The sequence below is a fragment of the Dactylosporangium sp. CA-152071 genome (genome assembly GCF_050936335.1).
Classification (GTDB): domain Bacteria; phylum Actinomycetota; class Actinomycetes; order Mycobacteriales; family Micromonosporaceae; genus Dactylosporangium; species Dactylosporangium maewongense.
In genome coordinates this window covers 2,499,064-2,518,633 of sequence record NZ_JBNJMZ010000001.1, presented here as the reverse complement: position 1 = coordinate 2,518,633, position 19,570 = coordinate 2,499,064, and the positions used below count along the sequence as shown (strand labels likewise).

General features: G+C 73.1%; 21 protein-coding genes. 11 read left to right on the top strand and 10 right to left on the bottom strand.

What is annotated here, in order from left to right; genetic code table 11:
• Nucleotides 1-3 precede the first annotated feature (3 nt).
• From ACQEVZ_RS11030 to ACQEVZ_RS11020, 3 genes are read right to left on the bottom strand one after another with little or no spacing between them, the layout of a single operon-like run.
• Nucleotides 4-3,105: an AAA family ATPase gene (locus ACQEVZ_RS11030; RefSeq protein WP_433364890.1), complete on the bottom strand. Its 3,102-nt coding sequence runs from the start codon at nucleotides 3,103-3,105 to the stop codon at nucleotides 4-6.
• Nucleotides 3,102-5,000 (bottom strand): trypsin-like serine peptidase, encoded by a 1,899-nt coding sequence (locus ACQEVZ_RS11025; protein WP_433364887.1) that lies wholly within the window; start codon nucleotides 4,998-5,000, stop codon nucleotides 3,102-3,104. Before ACQEVZ_RS11025 ends, ACQEVZ_RS11030 begins: the two co-directional genes overlap by 4 nt.
• Nucleotides 4,997-6,169, bottom strand: coding sequence for a trypsin-like serine peptidase (locus tag ACQEVZ_RS11020; RefSeq protein WP_433364884.1), 1,173 nt, complete (start codon nucleotides 6,167-6,169; stop codon nucleotides 4,997-4,999). The genes ACQEVZ_RS11025 and ACQEVZ_RS11020 overlap by 4 nt, the downstream gene beginning before the upstream one ends.
• A gap of 101 nt (nucleotides 6,170-6,270) precedes the next feature.
• On the opposite strand from ACQEVZ_RS11020, the gene ACQEVZ_RS11015 reads away from it, so the two are divergent.
• A complete protein-coding gene (locus tag ACQEVZ_RS11015) occupies nucleotides 6,271-6,729 on the top strand; it encodes a hypothetical protein (protein ID WP_433364881.1) in 459 nt (152 codons plus the stop codon).
• 58 nt (nucleotides 6,730-6,787) lie between these two features.
• Nucleotides 6,788-7,567, top strand: a complete 780-nt coding sequence (locus ACQEVZ_RS11010) for a hypothetical protein (protein WP_433364878.1) — start codon at nucleotides 6,788-6,790, stop codon at nucleotides 7,565-7,567.
• 200 nt (nucleotides 7,568-7,767) lie between these two features.
• Here the strand turns inward: ACQEVZ_RS11010 and ACQEVZ_RS11005 are convergent, their stop codons facing one another.
• Entirely contained in the window at nucleotides 7,768-8,136 is a 369-nt protein-coding gene (locus ACQEVZ_RS11005) for a hypothetical protein (protein WP_433364876.1), read from the bottom strand.
• 189 nt (nucleotides 8,137-8,325) lie between these two features.
• Between ACQEVZ_RS11005 and ACQEVZ_RS11000 the strand changes: the two genes are divergently transcribed.
• The 3 genes from ACQEVZ_RS11000 (at nucleotide 8,326) to ACQEVZ_RS10990 (ending at nucleotide 10,375) form a co-directional block, all read left to right on the top strand.
• A complete protein-coding gene (locus tag ACQEVZ_RS11000) occupies nucleotides 8,326-8,511 on the top strand; it encodes a hypothetical protein (RefSeq protein ID WP_433364873.1) in 186 nt (61 codons plus the stop codon).
• Between the two features lie 555 nt (nucleotides 8,512-9,066).
• Entirely contained in the window at nucleotides 9,067-9,630 is a 564-nt protein-coding gene (locus ACQEVZ_RS10995) for a DUF4303 domain-containing protein (protein WP_433364870.1), read from the top strand.
• A 40-nt stretch (nucleotides 9,631-9,670) separates the two neighbouring features.
• Nucleotides 9,671-10,375, top strand: a complete 705-nt coding sequence (locus tag ACQEVZ_RS10990) for a hypothetical protein (protein WP_433364867.1) — start codon at nucleotides 9,671-9,673, stop codon at nucleotides 10,373-10,375.
• Nucleotides 10,376-10,421: 46 nt separating this feature from the next.
• Here ACQEVZ_RS10990 and ACQEVZ_RS10985 read toward each other — a convergent pair whose 3' ends face one another.
• The 4 genes from ACQEVZ_RS10985 to ACQEVZ_RS10970 form a co-directional block, all read right to left on the bottom strand.
• On the bottom strand, nucleotides 10,422-10,886 hold the full coding sequence (locus ACQEVZ_RS10985; protein ID WP_433364864.1) for a hypothetical protein: 465 nt from the start codon (nucleotides 10,884-10,886) through the stop codon (nucleotides 10,422-10,424).
• Nucleotides 10,883-11,314 carry a hypothetical protein gene (locus ACQEVZ_RS10980; protein ID WP_433364861.1) on the bottom strand — a complete coding sequence of 144 codons (432 nt, stop codon included), beginning with the start codon at nucleotides 11,312-11,314 and terminating at the stop codon, nucleotides 10,883-10,885. Before ACQEVZ_RS10980 ends, ACQEVZ_RS10985 begins: the two co-directional genes overlap by 4 nt.
• 153 nt (nucleotides 11,315-11,467) lie before the next feature.
• Nucleotides 11,468-12,469, bottom strand: a complete 1,002-nt coding sequence (locus ACQEVZ_RS10975; RefSeq protein WP_433364858.1) for a glycerophosphodiester phosphodiesterase family protein — start codon at nucleotides 12,467-12,469, stop codon at nucleotides 11,468-11,470.
• Nucleotides 12,470-12,537: 68 nt separating this feature from the next.
• On the bottom strand, nucleotides 12,538-13,170 hold the full coding sequence (locus ACQEVZ_RS10970; protein ID WP_433364855.1) for a response regulator: 633 nt from the start codon (nucleotides 13,168-13,170) through the stop codon (nucleotides 12,538-12,540).
• 41 nt (nucleotides 13,171-13,211) lie between these two features.
• Here ACQEVZ_RS10970 and ACQEVZ_RS10965 point away from each other — a divergent pair, with 41 nt between their 5' ends.
• The 4 genes from ACQEVZ_RS10965 to ACQEVZ_RS10950 all read left to right on the top strand — a co-directional run bounded on the left by ACQEVZ_RS10965 (nucleotide 13,212) and on the right by ACQEVZ_RS10950 (nucleotide 16,656).
• Entirely contained in the window at nucleotides 13,212-14,303 is a 1,092-nt protein-coding gene (locus tag ACQEVZ_RS10965; protein WP_433364852.1) for a sensor histidine kinase, read from the top strand.
• Nucleotides 14,304-14,325: 22 nt separating this feature from the next.
• Nucleotides 14,326-14,649, top strand: a complete 324-nt coding sequence (locus ACQEVZ_RS10960) for a hypothetical protein (protein ID WP_363394925.1) — start codon at nucleotides 14,326-14,328, stop codon at nucleotides 14,647-14,649.
• A gap of 81 nt (nucleotides 14,650-14,730) precedes the next feature.
• Nucleotides 14,731-15,363 (top strand): acVLRF1 family peptidyl-tRNA hydrolase, encoded by a 633-nt coding sequence (locus ACQEVZ_RS10955; RefSeq protein WP_344509386.1) that lies wholly within the window; start codon nucleotides 14,731-14,733, stop codon nucleotides 15,361-15,363.
• A gap of 54 nt (nucleotides 15,364-15,417) precedes the next feature.
• A complete protein-coding gene (locus ACQEVZ_RS10950; protein WP_433364847.1) occupies nucleotides 15,418-16,656 on the top strand; it encodes a condensation domain-containing protein in 1,239 nt (412 codons plus the stop codon).
• On the opposite strand, the gene ACQEVZ_RS10945 is transcribed toward ACQEVZ_RS10950, so the two are convergent.
• Nucleotides 16,657-17,019: a hypothetical protein gene (locus ACQEVZ_RS10945; protein WP_354904654.1), complete on the bottom strand. Its 363-nt coding sequence runs from the start codon at nucleotides 17,017-17,019 to the stop codon at nucleotides 16,657-16,659.
• On the bottom strand, nucleotides 17,016-17,537 hold the full coding sequence (locus ACQEVZ_RS10940) for a MarR family winged helix-turn-helix transcriptional regulator (protein ID WP_344509391.1): 522 nt from the start codon (nucleotides 17,535-17,537) through the stop codon (nucleotides 17,016-17,018). The genes ACQEVZ_RS10945 and ACQEVZ_RS10940 overlap by 4 nt, the downstream gene beginning before the upstream one ends.
• A 141-nt stretch (nucleotides 17,538-17,678) precedes the next feature.
• On the opposite strand from ACQEVZ_RS10940, the gene ACQEVZ_RS10935 reads away from it, so the two are divergent.
• Both ACQEVZ_RS10935 and ACQEVZ_RS10930 read left to right on the top strand, forming a co-directional pair.
• Entirely contained in the window at nucleotides 17,679-18,824 is a 1,146-nt protein-coding gene (locus ACQEVZ_RS10935) for a sensor histidine kinase (protein ID WP_433364842.1), read from the top strand.
• Nucleotides 18,825-18,903: 79 nt separating this feature from the next.
• Nucleotides 18,904-19,569, top strand: a complete 666-nt coding sequence (locus tag ACQEVZ_RS10930; protein ID WP_433364839.1) for a response regulator transcription factor — start codon at nucleotides 18,904-18,906, stop codon at nucleotides 19,567-19,569.
• Nucleotide 19,570 lies beyond the last annotated feature (1 nt).

Here is a 19,570-nt window from a genome sequence, read left to right as displayed (position 1 = left end):
CGGCTACCCGCCGCGCAGCTGCTCCGCGAGCGCGTCCAGCAGGCGCCGGTGCAGGACCTCCCAGCGATGCACCGCGGTGATGATGCGGCCCAGCACGGGGTAGTTCGGCAGGTGAGCACGGAGCAGCTCCAGGAACGGCAGCAGGACGCCGGACCGGTCGACGTACACGACGAGCGTCTTGATCGTCCGCCGGATCGCGCTGGGGTCGGCGGCGGCGAGCACGTCGGGCCGCAGGTCGGCGACCGGCACCTGGAGCGCGAGCTCGGCACATCGGCCGAGGACAGCCATGCCGGCCTGTTCGACCACGACTTCGAGCGCTCTGCAGACCGCCGGCCGCAGCTCGAGATTGTCACCGCGGAGGGCGTCGACCAGCGTGGGTTCGAACCGTAACGCGTCGCGGCTGAGGGTGATCGAGGCGCCGGCCGCCCGGCTGAACTGCGACGCCCATGTCTCCAGCACGTCGTCGCTGCGGAGCGTCTCGTCGATCACGAATGGTGCCGGCCTCAACGGCGGGTCGGCAAGCCGCGTGATCGCGTCGATCCACGTCGGATCCGGCCGGAAGATCGTGCCGGGATTCGGCTCGATGCGGACCGGCTGGCCGTCGCCCACTGCGAGCAGGATCAACGCGCGGCGCAGCTGGTCCACCGGAAACAGCTCGCCGCCGGGCTTCTCCGTCGCGAACCGTTGCAGCAGCGGGCGGCGGCGAGCCGCCCACCGCGCGGGTGGCTCGCCGCTCTCCACCGTCAGCAGGAGGTCCGGGAACAGCTGGTCGACCCCTGAGCGGTCCGGGAGCCGCGCTTCCAGCAGAGCCGTCGAGCGACCGGCCAGCAGGGCGTCGAGCATCGCGTACCGGCTGGTGCGGAACTCCGGCCCGGGCCGGTACTCGCCCCACCGCAGCGTGTCGCAGTACGCCTGGGCCAGCCACGGTGGCTCCCGCCGCTCCCGGCCCGCCGCCCAGCCCGCGTGCAGCAGGTCCAGGGCTTCGACCGGCGCCTCCTCGCGGACCAGGTCGTCCCCCTTGTGCTTGACCCACTCCCACCAGATGCCGTCCGGCAGCGTCAGCGCGTCCGCGGCGGGGAGGTCCTCGCCGCGCAGCGCCCGCACCTGCGCCGCGACCCTCGTCGGCAGGTCGTCGACGGTCTCGCCGAGCGCCAGCGCCAGCCGGTCCCATGCGGGCTCGGCGCGCCGTAGCTTGTCCACGGAACCGTCCTCGGGCACCAGCATCAGCGCGTGGTACAGCGCCTCGACCGATGCCTGCTCGGGCGGCAGCGGCTGCCAGTCGCCGGCGCCGAACTCGTCCTCGCCGCCGTCGCGGTACCAGCGCACCGCCGCCTCATGGATGCGCCGCACGGTGTCGCCGTACCGCGGATCCGCCGACATCATCCGCAGCATGCCGCGCCGCACGTCCGGCTGGTGGCGCAGCCCGTCCGGGGCGTCCTTGACCAGCCACACCTCGCCGGAGAGCTGGTCGGTGAGCCGCCGCGCGGTGTCGTCGTCGACCGGGCCGAGGCCGCACGCGACGGCCAGGACGTGCTGCACCAGCGGTGGGGTGACCCGCCGCAGCGCCAGCCCCGGGTGCGCCAGCTGCCGCACCCGCGCGTCGGCGATGTGGTTGAGGAACCGGTCGTAGAGCACCGCGCGGCGCACCCGCGCGTCGAGCTGCCCGGTCACCGCGTCGTCGCCGGCCAGGAAGTCGGCGCGGGCGGCGACGGTCAGCCGCCTGTAGAAGCGCGCGGCGACCTGCAGCGTCAGCGGGTTGCCGCCGACGATGTCCGCCAGGGCGCACGCCGCCGGTTGGTCGATGCGGTGCGCGTGCAGCACGGCGGCGGCGTCCGACCGGCCCAGGTCGCCGAGCGGGACGATCGACTGCACCATGTTGCCCACTGTGGACAGTGCGGCCCGCCCGGAGACCACGACGCGCAGGCCGGCCAGGCCCATCCCGGACCGGAGCCGGTGCAACCAGTCGAGGATGCGGCTCTCGGCGTCGCTCCAGCGGGAGGTGTACCGGTGTTCGCGTTGCCATTCCTCGAACGTGTCCAACACCAGCAGCACCGGACGCTGGTCGAGCCGGTGCAGCCTGACGATCTCGGACGCGTCGTATTCGAACGTGCTGACCGAGTGGGACAGGCCCTCGGCGTACAGGTGGCCGCTGTCGCGGTAGCGGTCGAAGCCGGCCTCGCGGCGGGCGACCCGGTGTTGGAACCGCAGGGCGGAGAAGTCCGCGGACGCGACCGGTGCGGCGGCACCGAGCTGGCGGGTCACCTCGTAGGACAGCTCCAGCTCCGCGTCGGCGCGGAACAGCACCCGGTCGAAGTCGATGACGACCACGGCCGGGCCGCGCTCGTCGCCGCGGGCCATCCGGTCGAGGTACGGCGCGATGAACGAGGCCAGCAGCGTCGACTTCCCACTACCGCCGACGCCGACGATCGACAGCAGCGGCAGCTGATACTGGTCCTCGGTGGGGGCGGCGGCGAAGGCCCGGAGCCGGGCGAGGTAGGCGTCGCGGCCGAAGACGCCGTGCCGCACCAGCACCTGGTAGCCGTCGGCGATGGCGCGCAGACGGGCCTGCCGCCGCGCCTCGGCCAGATGCCCGGACAGGCCGCCGAGCGGGAGCGCCCAGGCGAGCGCCTGCACGGCCGTGCCCGGCGCCGCCCCGGCGAGCACCGCGGCCCGCCCGGCGTGGTCCTGGCGGGCGATGGCGCGCAGCAGCTCACCGGCGGCGTCCGTCGGGACGTCCGCGACGTCGTCGGCCGCGTCGCGGACGGTGCCGTCGGCGGCGAGACGGGCCAGGACCTCCTGCCGCGGCCCGCTGCGCAGCGTCCACCGCCAGCCCTGGCTCAGCGACGCCCGGTCGAACTGCGGCGCGAGCAGGTCGAGCAGGCGGTCCCCGTCGGCCTCGGCGACGCCGCGGAGGAGGTCGCGGGGCGCGACCGTGCCCGACAGCGCGGCCCGCTGCCGCAGCAGCCGGACCGCGTCGGCCGGCGGCGGCGCCGGGGCCGGCATGCCGCCGGGGAGCCGGTCCAGGAACGCCGACCGCTCGGCGGCGGACCGCGACGACCACTCCCGGGCGACCAGCTCGGCCAGTGCGTCCAGGTTCTCCGTCATGCCGGACCCTCCGCAGCGGCGCGCAGCCTGTGCCCGAGACGCTCAAGGACCCGGAGCGCGGCGGCGTACCCGAGCACGCCCTGGAATTGTTCGAGGCTCAGCTCCGCCTCCGCCATCTGCGTCGCCACCGGCAGCAGGGCACTGCCCACGGGCAGGATCTGCGCGGCGATGTCCGCCGCGGACGGGTCGGTCAGCTCGTCGACGAACGCCTCGACGCCGGGCGGCGGCTCCTCCAGCCAGCCGATCACGACCAGCCGCAGCGACGGGTACGCGGACAGGTTGCGGATCAGGTCCATGAGCAGGTCCCGCACGTCGACCGGGACGTCCAGCGCGGCACCGCCGAAGCCTTCCAGCACCAGCCAGGTCGGGCGCGAGCCCGCGCCGTACAGCACCCCGGTGACCTGCCGGCGGATGTCGCGCTGGGTCGTGGTCAGGCCGCTGGCGGCGACCTTCGCGCGGGCCGGTGCCGACCGGGCGGCGGCGACCTTCCCGGCGAACGCGGCGGCGTCGTCGTCGAGGGCGTTGGCCAGGTCCAGGCTCACCATGACCCCGCCGGCGTCCTCCACCATCTCCCGCACCAGGAACTTGGTGAAGTGCAACCCGGTGCCGGGCGCCCCGCGCACGATCAGCAGCCGCTGCGCGGCGGTGGCGGCCGGCTCCAGCGACAACCGCACCCAGTCCTGCGTCGCCTGCCGGCCGACGACGGGGTGCGGCCCGGCGCCGAGCTCCGGCGAGCGGCGCAGTTCGCTGAGGTACGTGAGTTCCACGAGATCCAGCTCGTCCAGTCGCTCGCACCAGTCCCGGACCGGCACGGCCCGGTTGCGGGAAGCGGCCGGCAGCCCCGCCGCGTCGTCGGCGCAGTCCACCACGCGCGACCCGCCCTGGTGCAGCGCGACGATCCGCCAGTACCGGTCGAAGACGGGCGCCCCGGATGAGCCGGCGAGCGTGTTCGCGTCGTGCAGCCAGCGCACCGGCGGCGTCCCGAGCTGCTGGTCGAGCTTGCCGATCGACCACAGCAGCGGCTGGCCGAGCAGCCCGCCGCCCTGCGGGTGGTGCAGCACGTGGATCTGGAACGGCTGCCGCGACGCCCGGCCGCGCAGCACCGGCCGCGGCATCGGGCGCCGCTGCGCCAGCCGGATCAGCGCCAGGTCCCAGGGCCCCTCAGGCGCCTCGATGCCGCTGATGTCGCTCACGTCGGCGAGCGCCTTCGACCGCTCCAGCGAGGTCGGCGGGCTGGACCTGGCCAGCCACTGCGGGTGCAGGGCGGCGACGGTGCCGGCCAGCCGCACCGTGGTGCCGGGGTCGTCGGGCAGGTTGTCCTCGACGTCGCCGAACGTCAGCGTGAGCAGCGCGAGGCTGCCCTCGGCGGCCTGCGGCGACCCGTCCGGGCCGAGCACGAGCGACCCGTCCGGATGCTTGGCGAACAGGTCCCACAGCACGTGCGCGGCGGTGGCGACCAGCTGCGGCCGCACCAGCACCCCGGTGCCGATGTGCTGCTCGCCGATGTCGATGCGGCACACCAGGTCGCACGCCCGCAGCATCCCCTGCGCCGCGATCCTGGCGCTGGCCGGGCTGAACACGCCGTTCTGGAAGGCGTGCAGGCCCGCCGCCGACTCCCCGAGCAGCGCCACCAGATGCTCGTCGAACCCGTCCCCGACCAGGTCGTCCTTGACCAGCTGGAAGGCGAACGCGCGCAGGAAACCGTGCTGCTGCGCCACGGCGATCGCCTCACAGAGGAAGCCGACCGCGTCCCCGTCCGTGTCACGGCGCAGGTGCAGGCCGTGCGCGGTCTTCAACGGCCCCCAGATCGCGTCGATGCGTGCCCACTGGGGCCGTACGGCGGCCGCGAGGTCCCGGACCTGCGGACTCCACGAGCCGTCCTCCTCCGGGCTCACCTCGGACCCCCGTGCGACAACCGGTCCAGGTCGGCGGTGATCCGCTCGAGGGCGTGCGCCCAGTTCTGCCGGTCGGGCTGCCCGGCGAAGTGCAGCCCGAGCGCGGTCCGGCCGTCGGCGTCGAGGTCCACCAGCACCGAGCCGGAGTTGCCGCCGAGCGTGCTGGCGTCGTGCGTGAGGACCCACCCACGCGGGTCGAGCGGCACACCGCCGGCCGCCGCCATGATCTGCCCCGGCGCCAGCCGCTTGTAGCTGCGCACCCCGGCGAACAGCCGGACGAACAGGTCCGGCGTCGTGCTGGTCGGGTCGCCCGGATAGCCGACGAGGTAGATCGTCCGGCCGGCGCTGGCCAGCCCGCCGCGGGTCAGCGGGTCGTCGCCCCGGGCCACCCGAACCGGCTCCGGAAACGACCGGCCCGGCACCGGCTCCAGCTCCAGCAGCGCCAGGTCCAGCCCGTCGAAGTTGATCCCGCGCAGGTCCGGGTGCTCGAACCGCGGCTCACCCTGCCGCCCCACCCCGACCACCCGCCGGATCGGAAACCGCAGCTCCGGCCTCACCTCGCCGACCTCATGCCCGAAGTGGACGGCGACGGCCGTGTTGAGCCGCCCCTCGAACCGGCCGTCGCGCCGCTCCCCGCCGCGGGCGATCGCCCGCAGCACGTGGAAGTTCGTGACCACGAGCCCTTCGCCGACCACCCACGCGGTGCCGCAGTACCCGACCCCACGCGCGGCGGGGTCGTCGACCCGGCCGACCGCGGCGCAGACGGAACGCACCTGGTCCTCGAAGCGAGCGAGCACCGCGGCCCACAACCCGGCCGACGGCGCCGTCAGGTCCACGAAGTCGTCCTCGACGAAGAGCACCGGCCGCGACCCGTCGGCGCGGACCACCGCCTCCAACCCCAGGACGTCGGCCGGGCCGAGCTGCGCGTCCGCGCCGCCGCCGAGGACCTTGCGCAGCGCCTCGCCGGTCCCGCTCATCAGCCGCCGTACCTCGTCCGGGTCGGCACGCACACCGACCTTGCGCTCGACGTAGGCGATCTCCTCCCGCAGCCGGTCCAGCAGCGCCTGCCGATCGGGCAGCGCCCCACCGCCGGACCCGGCGCCTTCCAGCGGCCCGCCGGCCGTGGCGCCCCGGGCGAGCAGCTCCAGATAGGTGCGCGAGTCCGTCATCGGCTTCACTATGACACTCGGCGATCGACCGGTCACTCGCCCGGCGGTGGCGCGATCCGGCCGGAACGGTCGCCGCCCTCCACCGATCAGCCGGTACGCCCGTGCCGCTCGGCGCGCTTGATGACCCCACGCTGCTGGGCAAGACGCTCGGTGGGCTGAAGACGGCTGCGGCCGGCTGGCCGGCGGGCGATCGAGCTGTCGTCGAGTCCTACCGGTTCGCGCTCTGGCAGGACTTCTTGGCCACCTGGCCCACCGCGATGGCCGCGGATGACATGGTCGAGGCGTTGAGTGAGTTCGCCGAGGATCTACAGCCGTACCTCGACATCTGGTCCGCCGCACCCTGTGTGACGGCCGCACGGCACTTGGCCTCGTTCGTCGCGTGCTACGTGGTACCTGTGCACGATGAGTACGGACGCATCGAGGCGTGGATAGCCGGCGGCACACCACTGCGCCTGCTCGACAGTGCTCGCGCCGCGACAGCCGAAGCGGACCTCATCGCCGAGCTCGATTCGGCGATCGCCAGGATCCGCGAGCACCTGGCATGTCGCGAACGGCGATGATTTCCGTCCTTGCTGATGCGCGGACGGCGCCTGGTGGTCGCGTGGCAGCATGGCGTGCATGGTGACGAGCACGCCGATGTTCTGGGTTGGTGGCACACCGGGATCCGGTAAGTCGACGATAGTCCGCCGGGTCGCCCGCGAGCTTGACCTCGCGCTGCACCCAGTGGACGCCTACACCTACGCTCACCTGGAGCGCCTCGGCCCCCTCGGGCCGGCACTCGATGACGTGCTCGCCTTGGGCTCGGTGGCCGCGGCGGACGAGTTCGACCGCACGTCTGCACTCAGACTTCCTGCCGTGATGGACGATGTCCGAGCTGCACAGGTTCCGGGGGTACCGACGCTCGTCGAGGGGCCGCAACTCCGCCCGGGGGCGGAGGCGACGTGGTCGCCCATCGGCTCGATCTGGCTGATCACCACCGCCGAGCGTACGCGCACGGCGAGATTGAAACGCCTCGTAGCAGGGGAAGACGCGGCCCGCCTTCGGGTCGAGGCCCTGGTCGAGCGTGACCAGCTGATCGGCGCACGGCTTCGATCCGCGGCCTTGGATGCCGGGAGTGCCGTCGTCGAGGTTCCGACCGACGTTGATTGGGATTGTGTACTGGCAGCGGTGCGTGAAGCCGTCAACACGGCCACGGCGTCATTCGCGCGGCTTCGGCCAGGGCAGGAACTGTCGTCACGACGACGCCATGAGAACGCCGTCGTCCATCGTCAGATCGTGGCGCACGAGCGGCACATCGGAGCGAACCTCCCGGCGTTCCCCTACGCATGTGTGTGCGGGCGAGGCGGTTGCACCGACACGACCCCGGCCACGTCGGCCGAATTCGAGGCGTGCGCCTGACCACCTTGGTCTTGCGCGGTGGCCGGCTCGAAGATCGTCACGTTTCGTGGTGAGCGACCGGCGCGTCGAACTGTGCGCCTGTGCACGCTCGGAGCCGATGAGCGGATGTCACCGCTTCATCCGGGCAGGCCGGGGCGTACCCGAGACGGCCTGGCAGAGAGGGCGGCCTGCGGACCAATTGCCACACAGCCGCCGAGTGGTCAGTGAAGCTTGATCACGGTTGGCTCAATTTCACCGTTCTCCACCGCGATCAGGTACGCGTTGTCGTAGCGGAAGCCGGGCGAGAAGAAGACTCCTTCAGCGAGACTTCTCGGTCTGGTGCAGTCCTGCGGCTGGCAGTACCAGAGGCCCGTCGTGTCGCCGTAACGGGCGCTGATCACCAGCGCGCCGTCGTCAGCGACTGCCAGGTCGTAAGGGCGGCGGAACGGGTGGGGCGATGCTGCGCTGTGCCCGGTGATCCGGTCGTGGACCACCACGAACCATTCGCGTTGCCACTCCTGTTCGGTGCCGGCGCATTGGTCGGGACACGGGTGCAGGAAAAAGGCGGTGTAGCGCTCGTTCGTGGACACGGCGGGAGCTCGGGAGCAGTACAGTCGGTCGCGTCAGGCGGAGGCAGGGACGTCGTCAGCGGCACCGAGGTGGTCGGCAGGAGCACGGTCAGGTGCAGGGGGCGGATGACCCCGTCGGTGTCCACCTCTCCGACGCCAAGGCATCGGTCGTCGTTGCTGCTGCGGTTGGTGCGGTACTGCACGACGCCGATGCCCGACCGTGGCAGCCAGACGCCGGAATCGATCCGCGGCGCAGTGGTCAACGGTGTGACCAGTCCCGTCGGCAAATCCAGGGCGACGAGCCGGAACTCCGGCGACTCGTGGCACCACACGGTGAGCCCGATGCGTTCGGCCGACATCGAGAAGATCGACAGGACCATGATCGGGCTGCAGTAGTCGAACGGCAGCGAGCGTGGCTCCTCACCTGGTTGCGCGGTCCAGAGACTGGCCGGCCGCTCATACCCTGCAGCTGCCACGAGGACCCGGCCGTCCGGCAGGTAACCGACAGCCGTCGTGCGGTCCTGTGACCCCATCGGGCCGCCGCAGGCGCTGCCAAGCGCGCACAGCACCATACAGACCAGCGCGATCAACGGGGTCCGGTTGGATGCTCGACCCCCACCCACTCGGTCGCCGACCGCTCCTGCCGTTGCGTGACCCACGGCGTCAGCCTGCCAGCCCACGCCCGGATCACGCGACGGCCTGCCCAGTACCTTCACAAGGCCATCACCTGATCGAGCGCTGTCCACGCGCCTGGGGGCGAGCCGGGCTATCACCCGAAGCATTGGGCTCGTCCGGGTGACCGCTTCGATCGTGCCTGCCGCGAGCACGGCCGGATGGAGCGAGTTGTGGACCTGGTCGTCGTCGAGCTCACTGGGTCATACGCCGTTGTCGCCGGTGCCGGTGGTGATCAGCTATCGAAGCCCGGTGGTTCCGGCGCGGTAACGTGCGGTGGTGGTTTGGCAGGGCTTCGAGACGGCGTGGCACGACAGTGGATGCCAGGCTCTCGCCGGTCTGGCCGCGGCCTGTCCGGGCGAGCGGTTGTACGCCGCGGCGTTCCACCTCTTCTACGCCGACGGCACCGTGATCCTCCCGCCCGCGCTTGCGGCTAACACCGAGGCGGCGGTGCGTCACGACGACGGATACTCGACGCGGTTCACGCCGCCGGAGTGGCGGTGGGACGTCCTGGACGCCGCGAGCGATGCGATGCGGCCGTGGTACCAGCGCCTCACCGAGGAGTACCTGACCCCCGCCACCGATGATGCCGGACGCGACGCGGCGTTGGACTCGCTCTGGACGGCTCATGACGCCGCCATGGCCCGGGTCTGCAAGGCGATGACCACGACGGCGCGTCTGGGCGGCATCCACAGCTCGCTCCCGGCCACGTTCGTCATCGTCATTCTTGACGGCCAGCGGGGAGACGAGGAGGCGGACCTGACCCGCGCGAGCGTCGACCCCCTCGTGCTCACGACCGTTCCCGGACTCGCCGAGCACCTGCGAGAGACCGAAGAGGCGTGACCCTACTGCCGGCTGGCGGTGGTGTGGCAGTGTCGCGGGGGTGAGCGACCGTATCCTCTTTCCGGGCAATCCCTGGCCGGCCGGGCATGCCGTCGAGGAGCTGGCGTGGCGGGGGCGGCTCGACCCTGCTGGCCGGCTCTGGTTCGACCTGCATGTCGAGAGCGCCGAGTATTACGCCGAGGACCCCACGTACTGGGACGATGACGGTGACAGTGGCTGCGACGACTGGAGCTCGAAGGTCGTGTGGGGCAACTACCACGCCTGCACGATCTCGTCGACCCACTGGGGGCATCGGGGGTTCGTCGCGGCCACGGACGCCGAGCCGTTGGCATTGGACGCTCTTGCGGGGCGGACGTTCCACGTCGACCGGGATCCGGACCGGCCGGACGGGGTGCCGGACGGCGTGGCCGACGAGGACATCGAAGACGAGGACGCCGCGTTCGGGATCTACCTGCTGGGGCATGACGCAGTTGGAGACCACCGGATCAGCTTCGGTGCGCGGCAGGGCCGGACGGTGTTCGCCCTCGACTGGCAGGGGCGGATCGCGCTGCGTTATGCCAACAGCATGGCGCCGTTCCAGTACACCTTCCAGGCGACGATCGGCGCAGTCGCCCTGGACCACATCGCCGCACCGTCCTCATTGGACGACGGTGCGGCCGAGGCCCTCCTGCGCCGCGTGCTCGTCGACGCCGCGATGTTCGAGCTGGTCGGAGAGGGCGGCACCAGGCGGTTCGTGGCGCGCTGACACGCACGCCGGTGAGGCGGACGGCGCGCCTCGATCCTGTGCGAATTCAGGGCAGGCGCTGGAACCAGTCGTGGGTGGTCGTCAGGATCAGGACGTGGTCGGGGGCGTCCGTCGGCGTCGCGGCGTTGAGGTGGACGTCGCCGCGCCGCTCGATCCGCGAGTTGTCGGCGTCGAGCAGTTCGTCGAAGTCGAGCACGGCGTCGCGGGACGTCTGCGGTGAGGACTGTGCCATGGTGCCGAGCCTCCAGTGGCCGTGGCCGTGGAACGGACCCAACCGGCCGCTGTCCTCGAAGAAGGTGCCCAGCTGGCTGACCGGCACACCGGTCGCCTCGAAGGTGCCGTCGGCGCGCAGGTCGTAGCGGGCGGAGCTCTCGTAGCCGGCCCACACACCCACCAGGTCGGCGGTGCCCACCTCGACCGGCTCCGTCGGGTAGTCGGCCAGCGCTTCACCGAGCCCGCAGGCCGCGGACAGCAGCAGCGCCGGCACGGCCAACACGAGGCGCCGCTTCACTTCTCGGTCATCCGGTCAGCGCCGAGCTCCAGCGTGAGCGGCTTCACCGGATCGTCCGGCGGGTCGCTGACCCACTGCGTCGCACTGAACGTGACGCTGCGCGGTTGCGCGTACGGCTGGCCGTCGCGCTCGTCGCGGATCGAGGTCACGTCGAGCACGAGCAGATGGCGGTCCTGTGCGATACGCCACGAGCCCTGGCAACGGTACGGCCCGATCGGTCCCCCGATGCGAAACGGCGTGTCATCGAAGGTCGCGGTCGGGACGCCGACCGCCTCGAACGTGCCGTCGGCAGCAAACGTATAGGTGGCGCCGCTGACGTGGCCGACCCAGACACCGACGACGATGTCGTCGGTGAGGTCGACATGCTGCTGCTCCGAGTAGCGCGAGCCCGGCGAGGGACTCCAGAAACATGCGGCACCGAGCATCACGACCGTGACCCACGCCGCCGCCCGCATTCCCCGCCGCATGCGAGCAACATAGGCGCCCGTCGTCGTGCCCCGCCACACCCTGCGCCAAATCTTCACACGCGGCGAGCAGGGGGTTGCGGCGTGGGCGGGGGAGCCGAGGACGTTGCGAGACGGTCAGCGGGATGGCGTGACGAGTGGGGCGATGACGTCGGTGCGGTTGGTCCAGATGCCGCCGGACCAGTCGTCGGGGAGGTCGGCGAGGTCGGCCTGGGTGTCGAAGCCGGCGGACCAGTCGCCCACCGAGCGGACCAGGACGACGCGCGTGTCGGCGGCGCGCATGCGGGCGACGAAGAGGTGGGGCCAGCCCCATAACCACTGGCCGTAGCGGGCGGGGAGGGGGAGCTCGCGGTGGTGGCAGCTGGACGGGACGTGGCCGGTCCAGCCGGTGGCGGCGTAGGCGAGCAGGCAGTCCTTGATGATGGCGCGGGAGGTGGCGCGCACCTGGGGCAGGCGGCGCACGACGGCGGCGACCGCGGTGTCGCCGCCGGTGACGGTGACCGTGGCGAGGCGGGCGGCGGGGAGCGTGGCGAGGAACGTGGCGAGCGCGTCGCCGTCGGCCGGGTCGTCGCGCTTCAGGTCGAGCTTGAACGCGCGGTCCGGCAGTGCGGCGAACACCTCCGGGACCGTGGGGAGCAGGCCGACGCCGGTGCCGCGCAGCGGGAACGTGGTGCCTTTGTCGGCGGTGTACCCGTACCCGACGTCCAACTTCCGGAGCTCGTCCAGCGTGTGCTCGCCGACGGTGCCGTGGCCGTCGGTGCGGCAGTCGAGGGTGGCGTCGTGGAACACCGCGAGCTGGCCGTCGCGGGTCACCTGCACGTCGATCTCGGCCTGGTCGGCGCCCGCCTCGAACGCGGCCCGCAGCGACGGCAGCGTGTTCTCCAGCAGCGGCACCTGCGGCGGGTGGATGATCCGCGCCGTGCAGGTGTCGGCGGTGACGCCGGTGAGGTCGAAGGTCTGCGCGATCCCGCGGTGTGCGAGCAGGAACGGTCGCTCGCCCTTCGACGGGCCGGCGAGCGTCGAGCTGTTGCGCAGGTACAGGCCGCCGACGACGACGAGCAGCACCGCGAGGGTGATGGTGATGCGGCGACGCCATCGGCGCGGAACGGTCAGCACCATTGCAGCCTCGCGCAGTCCACCGCCGGCCGGAACGGGCAAAGGTACGTGGTCCGACCGCGACTTTGGTCCTACGACCCGCGCAGCCCCCGGGCCAGCAGCGCGGCCTGGGTGCGGCTCGCCACGTCGAGCTTCGCCAGGACGTTGCTGACGTGGGCCTTGACGGTCCGCTCGGCGAGGGAGAGGGCGCCGGCGATCTCGCGGTTGCCCAGGCCCTGGCCGAGCAGCTCCAGCACCTCCCGCTCGCGCGGGGTGAGCGAGCTGAGATCTGCGGCAGGAGACGAAGGGCGGGGCGGAGCGGCCCGCGGCCACAGCAGGTCGGCGGCCGACGCGCTCAACGGCCGCACCCCGGCGTGCGCGCCCCGCACCGCCGCGGCCAGCTCCGCGCCGGTGGCGTCCTTGAGCACGAACCCGTCGGCGCCGGCCGCCAGGGCACGCTGGATGTCCGCGGCGCTGCCGACGGTCGTCAGCATCAGCACCTTGACCGAGGGCCGCTCGGCCCGCAGCCGCAGCATCGTCGCGACCCCGTCGGCGCCCGGCAGGTACAGGTCCAGCAGGATGAGGTCGGCGGGGACGAAGTCGCGCAGCAGCGCCGCGCCGTCCGGGAACTCGGCGACCACCTCGATGCCGGGCTCGGCGCCGAGGATGAGGGCCAGCCCTTCGCGGACGAGCGCCTGGTCGTCGACGATGGCGAGCCGGATCACCCGGCCGATGATATGCCAGTGATCTGGAAGGGGGGGCGCCGATGAGCCGGCACTGGCGGATCGCGATCGACCTGACGCTGTACGCCACCCTCATCGTGCTCTACGCCCTGTCGGGCACGGTGATCTCCGTGCCGCTCGCGGTGGCGCAGCTGGTGCCGCTCGTGTGGCGGAACCGGGCGCCCGGGACGGTTCTCGCGGTGATCAGCGTGGCGACGGCGGCGCACTCACTGCTCGGGATGGGTCGCGCCGTCGGGTACCTGCCGGTGTCCCTCGCCATGTACACGGCGGCGACGCAACGGTCACCGGTGGTGCGGTGGGGCGTCTGCGCCGCCGCAACGGTCCTCGTCACGGTCGCCGGCGCGGCCCGGCGCGGCCCGGTCGAGGGCGGCCTGCTCGCGGCCGTCGCGCTGACCGTCACCTGGCTGGCCGGCGTCGAGCGCGGCGAGCATCTGCGGGAGCGGGCCGAGCACCTGCGCGAACGCGGCGAGCGGCGCCTCGCCGAGCAGGCGGCGGAGACGGCCCGCGCGCGGGAGCGGCTCGCCCGCCGGCTGCACGACAGCCTCGCCCACACAATGACCGTCATGCTGGTGCAGGGCGAGGCGCTGCGGGCGACCGCCGAGCTCGCACCCGCCGACCGGCGGCGCCTCGACACCGTGCTGCAGGCGGGCCGGGACGCCCTCGCCGAGGTGCGGCAGGCCCTGGCTGAGGAGGCTGGGGACGCTGAGGGGGCGACGCTGACCGGGCGGCTCGCCGCGCTGCGCGAGGCCGGCCTGTCGGTGCCGGGCGACCCGGCCGCCGGCCTGACCCGCCTGCCGGTCGCCGTCCGCGACGTGGCCGCCCGGCTGGTCGCGGAGGCCGCCACCAACGCGCTGCGCCACGACGGTCCGGGCACCACGCTGACCGTCACCGCCGACGAGGCGGCCGTGCGGGTCACGACCCGGCGCCCATCCGGAGCAGGTCCTTCCGGGGAAGCGGGCGGCGGTGGGTACGGCCTGCGCAGCCTCGACACCGACGTGCGCGCCGCCGGCGGGACGCTGACCTACGGCCCCACCGCGACCGGCTGGCGGGTGACGGCCGAGTTCACGCCGGCGGGTGAAGCACCTGCCCGCGTGGAGCGGCAGGACCTAGGCTGAGGACCGACACGAGGAGGTGGCGGTGCAGGGACGGTTGCGTGCCGTCGCGCAGCTCGCCGTCGCCGTGCTGGTCGCCGCGGTGACCGCCGTCGTCGTCAACCACATGCCGCCGCTGACCGGGGTCCGCCTGGCCGTCGTGGCGGTCGCGTCGCCGATCGCGCTGCTCGGCGGGCTCTGGCTGGAGATCTTCGCGGTCACCGGCGACGACCCCAGCCCACGGCCGCGTCGGGGTGGCCTGCGGCGGCGGATCCGGCGGTTCCTGCGCACCTGGCGCGGCGTGCTGTCCTCCGTCGCGATCGTCAGCGTCGTCGTGCTGGTCCCGCTGCTGTTCGTGCACGGCACCTGACAGCGCCGCCACCAGAGGCGCGGGACAGACCGGAGCGGCCCGCTGCTGTTCGTACATGCGACACAACGGCAAAATGGGAACATGGTGAAGGCAAGGCCCGCCGCCGGCGGGGGACGCTGGGTCGAGATCTCCCCCGAGCGGTTGAAGGGCTGGCTGGACGGGTTCTACGGCCGGCACGACGGTGCGACCGAGGACGCGCTCACCCTGACCGGCGCCAGCAACGGCGACACCGCGACGCTGCACCCGCCGCCGGGCCTGGACGGGGTCGCCGACATCGACGCGCTGCTGCAGGGGATCGCCCGGCCGCCGAGGATCGGGCTGCTGCTCGTGCGCAGGGGCGCCGCGGCCGTCGGGGTCGCCGAGGGCACGACCCTGGAGACGTCGAAGGTCGAGCGGTTCTACGTGCAGGGGCGCACCGCTGCCGGTGGGTGGTCGCAGCAGCGGTACGCCAGACGCCGCGGCAACCAGACGGACGCCGCCGTCGAGGAGACCGCGGACATCGCGGTGCGCGTCCTGTCCGGCGGTGAGGGCCTCGCCTCGGTCGTCTGCGGCGGCGACCGCGCGATGATCGACCACGTCCTGGAGGATCCGCGGCTGGCGCCCGTCGCCGCGCTGCGCCACCCCCACCTGCTGGAGGTCCCGGAGCCACGGCTCAACGTCCTGGAGGACGCGGTGGTCACCGCGAGAAAGATCCGCATCCATCTGGTGCCGTGAGCGCGGGGCGCTAGGCTGTCTCTGGTCGCGAGCCGGACGAGAATGGATCCGTCGATGGTTGACGTGGTGGATCGGGTCGACGTCGCGTTCCGCGGCGAGGGCAGTGGCGTGGCCGAGCTGACCTGGGGCCAGCAGTCGATGCTGCTGACGATGGACCGCGAGCGGTCGTGGCTGCCGATGGGCGGGCACCAGCCGGTGGCGCCTGGCACGACCGTCGCGGACGTGCTCGACGAGCTGCGCTACTCGCTGGAGCGCTACCAGTCCTTCCGGACGCGGCTGCGCGCGGGCACCCTGCAGGAGGTGCATGCCGAGGGGACGCTGGCCGTCGAGGTGTACGAGACGGCCGACCCCCTCGGGCTCGCCGCCGAGGTCGAGCACGGCTACCGGATCGCGGCGCCGGACCTGGCGGCGGACTGGCCGCTGCGCGCGGCGATCGTGTGCCGCGATGGGCGGCCGGAGCGGCTCGTCGCGATCATGCCGCACCTGGTGACCGATGCGATCGGCGCCGGGGTGATGGTGGCCGAGGCGAGCGCCCGCGTCGCCACGCCCGTCACCGGCCCGCAGCCGCTCGAACTGGCCGAGTGGCAGCGCTCGCCGTCCGGGGTCCGGCAGAGCGCCGCCGCGGTCCGCCACTGGGAGCGGCACCTGCCGTCGGTGACGGTGCTGCCGCCGGCACGGACGCCGGAGCCGGTGCGGTATCCGAAGGCGCGGTTCACCTCGCCGGCGATGGCGGGTGCGCTGCCGCTGGTCGCCGCGCGCACCGGGGTCGACCCGGCGACGATCCTGTCGACCGCGTTCATGGTGGCCGTCGGCCGGGTCGCCGGCACCGACCAGGTCGCGGTGCGGCACCTGGTGGGCAACCGGTTCCGCTCGGGGCTGGCCGAGGTCGTCACGCCGCTGGCGCAGCTGGGGCTGTGCGTCGCGGACGTGTCCGTGCCGTTCGACGAGGCCCTCGGCCGGGTCGCGCGGGCGTCGCTCGCCGCGCACAAGCACGCCTACTACGACCCGATGCGGCTCGCCGAGGTGCTCGCCGGCGCGGACATCGACGTCACCCGCACCGTCTGCTACAACGACCGCCGCATGCAGCGGGCCTCCACAGTGGAGGCGACGACCGCCGACGGCGTGCTGGAGTGGGTCGGCGCGTCGAGCGGGCCGACCGAGCCGCTGTTCCTGCACATCGACGACGAGCCGGGCGCGCTGGTGCTCACCGTCGACGTGGACACCGCGTTCCTGTCCCGTGCGGACGCGGAGGCGATCGCCCGCACCATGGAGTCGGTCGTCGTCGCGGGATGATCATCCCGTGACCGCCGCGTGCAGCGCCTGCCACGGGGTCGCGTCGAAGATCAGCCTGATCGACGTGATCCGGCCGCCGGTGAGGCGGAAGTGCTCGGCCGTGCGCTGCGTGCCGACCGGCGTCGCCGTGTGGACGTCGTAGACGAGGGTGGCCTCGTCCGCGCCGTACAGCTCGCTGAGCAGGTCGACACCGGTGACGATCCGCAGGAAGTCCGGCAGGCCGGCCAGGTGCGCGGCGGGGTCGTCGAACCGCAGCATCGGGCTCTCGAACCGGAACGGCGTGCCGGTCAGCGCCACGGCCGCCGGGACGTCCCCGCGGAACCGGGCCTCGTGATACGCCCGCACCACATCGACAGTGTTCATCGTGATCGCACCCTTCGAACGCCTTGGACGAGCCGGAGACACAGGTCGCGTAACTGATCGGCCTCGGCGGCGCTGAAGCCGGCGAACACGGCCTCCATCGCCATCCGCGTCGGCGCCCGGAACGTCGCCAGCCACGCCAGCCCGTCGTCGGTCGCGACGGCCCGCACCGAACGCCGGTCCGCCGGGTCCGGCACGCGCCGCAGCAGGCCCTTGTGCTCGAGGGTGTCGACGAGGCCGGTGACGTTGCGCGGAGTGACGCCGAGCGCCTGCGCCAGCTCGCCGAGCGGCAGGCCGGCCTCGCCGCTCAGGCTCAGCCGCACCAGCAGGTCGAACGCGCCGGCGCTGAGCCCGCGCCCCTCCGCGCCGGCCGAGCGGAGGTGCTCGATCGCTCCCGCCGCCGACCGCACCGCCGCGGCGGCCTCGAGCAGCGGCAGCGCCTCCTCGCCCGCGAACGCGGTGAGTGCGGCCCGGGTGCCCTCGTCGTACAGCAGGCCGTCGTCATCAGTTCCGTACTGCATAATGAAGTACTACACGAATCGGTCCTGGCGTGCAATGCGACTTGAGTCGTAGCCGGGCGCTTGCCGGTACTCCTGGGGTCGTAGGTGACGAGCAGTCCCGAGGATGACGACCGGCGCGCTGGGCGCCCCTAGCGTGGAGCCGTGGACGGGGGCGGGAGCAGCGCGGCGTGGGAGCGGTGGTGCCGGCGGCCGTGGATGCCCGTGCTGGTCGGGGCCCTGCAGATCGCCACGACCGTCGCGGCGGCACAACGGGTCACCGAGCGGCGGCCCGTCGACGCACTCGCGATCGCGCTGCTCGCGGTAGGGCCGGCGCTGCTGTGGCTGTGGCACCGCGCGCCGGTCCTCGTCCTCGCCGGCAACTTCGCGGCGACCGCCGCCTACTGCACGCTCGGCTACCGCTTCGGGCCCGCCGCGCTGAGCCTCGCGGTCGCGATGGTCGTCGCCGTCGCCACCGGGCGGCGGAGCGCGGCGTGGGTGGTGACGGCGGCCGGGCTGCCCACATATCTGCTGGTGAGCGCCGCCGTCGGGCGGCAGGCGGCGCCGGGGCCGGTCGCGGTCGTGGCGATCGCCGCCGTGCTGGGGCTCGTGCTCGCCGTGGGCGAGGCAGTCCGGGTCGCGGGGGAGCGCCGCGCCGACGCCGAGCGGGCCAGGGTCGCCGAGCAGCGGCGGCGGGTCAGCGACGAGCGGCTGCGGGTGGCGCGGGACCTGCACGACGTCCTCGCCCACCACGTGTCGCTGGTCAACATGCAGGCCAACGTGGCGCTGCGGCTCTTCGACCGCGACCCCGAGCAGGCGCGGGCGTCGGTCGCGGCGATCAAGGAGGTCAGCCGGGAGACCCTCGACGACCTGCGGGCCGCGCTCGCCGTCCTGCGCCGCGACACCGACGCGCCGCGGCGGCCGAGCGCCGGCCTCTCCCAGGTCGACGAGCTGTTGGCCCGCTCCGGCGAGGCGGGCCTGCGCGTCACGAAGACCGTCGAGGGCGAGCCGCGGCAGCTGGCGACGGCGGTGGACCTGGCGGCGTTCCGCATCGTCCAGGAGGCCGTGACCAACGTCCGCCGGCACAGCGCCGCCGTCGCCGCGACGCTGCGGATCGCGTTCACCGACGACGCCGTGACGGTCACGGTCCACGACCACGGCCCCGCCGCCACCCTGCCCAACCCCGACGGCGACGGCATCACCGGCATGCGCGAGCGCGCCGTCGGCCTCGCCGGCACGTTCGAGTCCGGCCCGACGCCGAGCGGTGGTTTCCGTGTGTACGCCGAGCTGCCCTACCGGACACCGTCATGACCCGGGCCGGACGGCGAAGCGCTGTACATGGGCACGGCTCCCGTCCCGCCTTGAGAGGCCCGTCTGTTCGGGGGACCGCGTGATCAGACTGGTGCTTGCCGACGATCAGGCGTTGATGCGGGCCGGGCTCCGGGCGCTGCTGCAGGACGGCGGGGGCGTCGACGTCGTGGCGGAGGCCGGTGATGGCCGGGTCGCGGTCGAGAAGGCCACTGAGCTGGTGCCGCACGTCGTGCTCATGGACGTGCGCATGCCGGTGATGGACGGCATCGAGGCGACCCGCCGCATCGCCGCCGACCCCAGACTCGACGAGGTCAAGGTGCTCATCCTGACGACGTTCGAGCTGGACGAGTACGTGTTCGACGCGCTGCGGGCCGGGGCCAGCGGCTTCGTGCTCAAGGACAACGAGCCCGACGACCTGATCCGGGCGATCCAGGTGGTGGCCGCCGGCGACTCGATGCTCGCGCCGAGCGTCACCCGGCGGCTGGTGCGGGAGTTCGCGTCGCGGGCCAAGGAGGCCAGGCCCGCCGAGCGGCTCGCCGGGCTCACCGAACGCGAGCGGCAGGTGATGGTGCTGGCCGCGCAGGGCCTCACCAACGACGAGATCGCCGCGCGGTTGTTCGTCAGCCTGGCGACGGCGAAGACGCACATCAGCCGGGCGATGACCAAGCTGCACGTCAGGGATCGCGCGCAGCTGGTCATCATGGCGTACGAGACTGGCCTGATCCGCCCCGGCTGGATGACGTGAC